Annotated in this window: 1 protein-coding gene; it reads right to left on the bottom strand. The window is 40.0% G+C overall.

From position 1 onward, the window contains the following. Window positions 1-91: 91 nt before the first annotated feature. A protein-coding gene (locus tag QUA74_RS29700; RefSeq protein ID WP_333336349.1) for an IS5 family transposase occupies window positions 92-1586 on the bottom strand; the annotation gives its coding sequence in 2 pieces (ribosomal slippage) (window positions 92-1471 and window positions 1473-1586; 1494 coding nt in all). Window positions 1587-1848 lie beyond the last annotated feature (262 nt).

Consider the following 1848-nt stretch of genomic DNA (forward strand, 5'->3'; position numbering starts at 1 on the left):
CCACTTTTATCAACGGGGGATGAGGGCTGTAACTCAGATTAGGTCTAGCTCTTAGCTCTCTTTGTCACCCCCCCAGGGAGCGATCAATTATTCAAGCTCGATTTAAGATAAGTTTTTCAGGCGTTAATTTCCTCCCACTATAATTGGAGATTATCTTCAATCTAAAAACAGGGGTGGTTTTGCCCGAACGACATAAAAACACACAAAAAACCTGGCGCAACCAGGTAGAAAGGTTCATTACTAAAAAAGTAATAGCAATAACTGTTTCAGAAGTATTATCAAGTTTTGCCATCACTCTATTCAGACTGAATCTTCGTTTACCTTGTCCAAATTTACCCTCAATTGCATTTCTAATTCTCTCATCTGACAAGGCTTGCTTCTTTTTTTCTTTACTGACTGTTGCTGGGGGTCTTCCCAAGGGCGGACCGCTGATTCTAATACCTTTTTCTTTACACCATGCTCGGTTTTCTCTTGTACGATAAATACGATCGGCATGAACTGACTCTGGATAATATCCGGTGAACCTATGATATGCTTCTACTTGTGCTTTTAAGTCTCCTGATTCGTTGAAACTATCCCAGCTCATTCGGTCTAAAAATACATATCCTTCAAAGCAACTGGCTGATAGTTTAGCTCCAAACTCTACTTTTTTCCCGGCTTTTCCTCTGACTATGGGACGGATATGGGGTTGGCTTAAACTTACTATTCTCTGCTCAATACTCTGTTTATTGTTATCAAATAACCATTGCTGTTGGCGATAGACTTCTGTGAGGACTAGCAGGGTTTTATATTGCTTTTTATTCAGACTTTTTAAAGTCGCACCTGACTCTATTAGCTGTCCAATATGAGCTAAATTTCTTTTTATATATTGGAGTTGTTTTTTAATTGCTTGTCTTTTTTTGTTTTGGGTGGGTCGTCTTTGTTTGGCTACTGCTAAGTAGTCTTTTCTCGCTAGATTCCGGTAGGTTCTTGGCTTTTTTTTTGCTTTGTTTTTTAGAGATTTATAGAGAATATCTATAATTTTTTCGGTGTGAACTCTGGCAAGGTTTAATAGTCCTAAGTCGGTCGGATAGGTAATATCGGCGGGGGCGCAGGTCACATCTACGAGCAACTTTCCTCGATTTTGTGACTCATTTTTGGCGTCCGAATCCTTTTTTTTTCGGGTTTGCCTGCGGCGGGTTCTTGTATTTTCACAGGCGATTCCTTCGTTCACTTTGTTAATTAAATTCCCACTAATCCGTTGTCGAAAGTGAACTAATAGTGATGGGTCAAATGGCAGCTCGTTACTGTAGCTTAATTGACCGATGAAGTATTGTAGATAGGGATTTTCGCGGATTTGTTCGACTGTTTCCCGATCGCTAATTAAGAGTTTTTCTTTAATAATTAATGCTCCCAATGCCATCCGAAAGGATTTGGCTGGTGCACCCATTTCTGTGGGGAAGTTTTCAGCATATTCTGACTCAAATTCTGACGCCTGGGATTAGTTGGGCCATTTTTACCCAACGGTTGTCTGGGGACAATTTAGATCCGTTGGTTAGTTCAAAGTCCAAGGGTGTGAGGGGAGCAAGCTCAGCTTTTCTGTACACGATCGCAGATGGTGATGCACGGGTTTTGATCTATTTTACCTGTTTTTCTTGCACCTGACTCTCGCTCGCACCAGTTCTTAGCCCATGCCACATAAAATCCGATCGATTATTCAGCAAGCCCTAAGTAAGTAAGTTGAAATAATTGACTGGTAGTGCTTTTATGTAAAGGATAGAGGATAATAGCTCTAAGCTGTTGTACCTTTAAATAGGGTATAATAAAAATTAAGTTTAGTCAATTTTTACAAAAATGCCAGCCAAAAAC

The sequence above is a fragment of the Microcoleus sp. LAD1_D3 genome (assembly GCF_036702135.1).
Lineage (GTDB): Bacteria > Cyanobacteriota > Cyanobacteriia > Cyanobacteriales > Microcoleaceae > Microcoleus.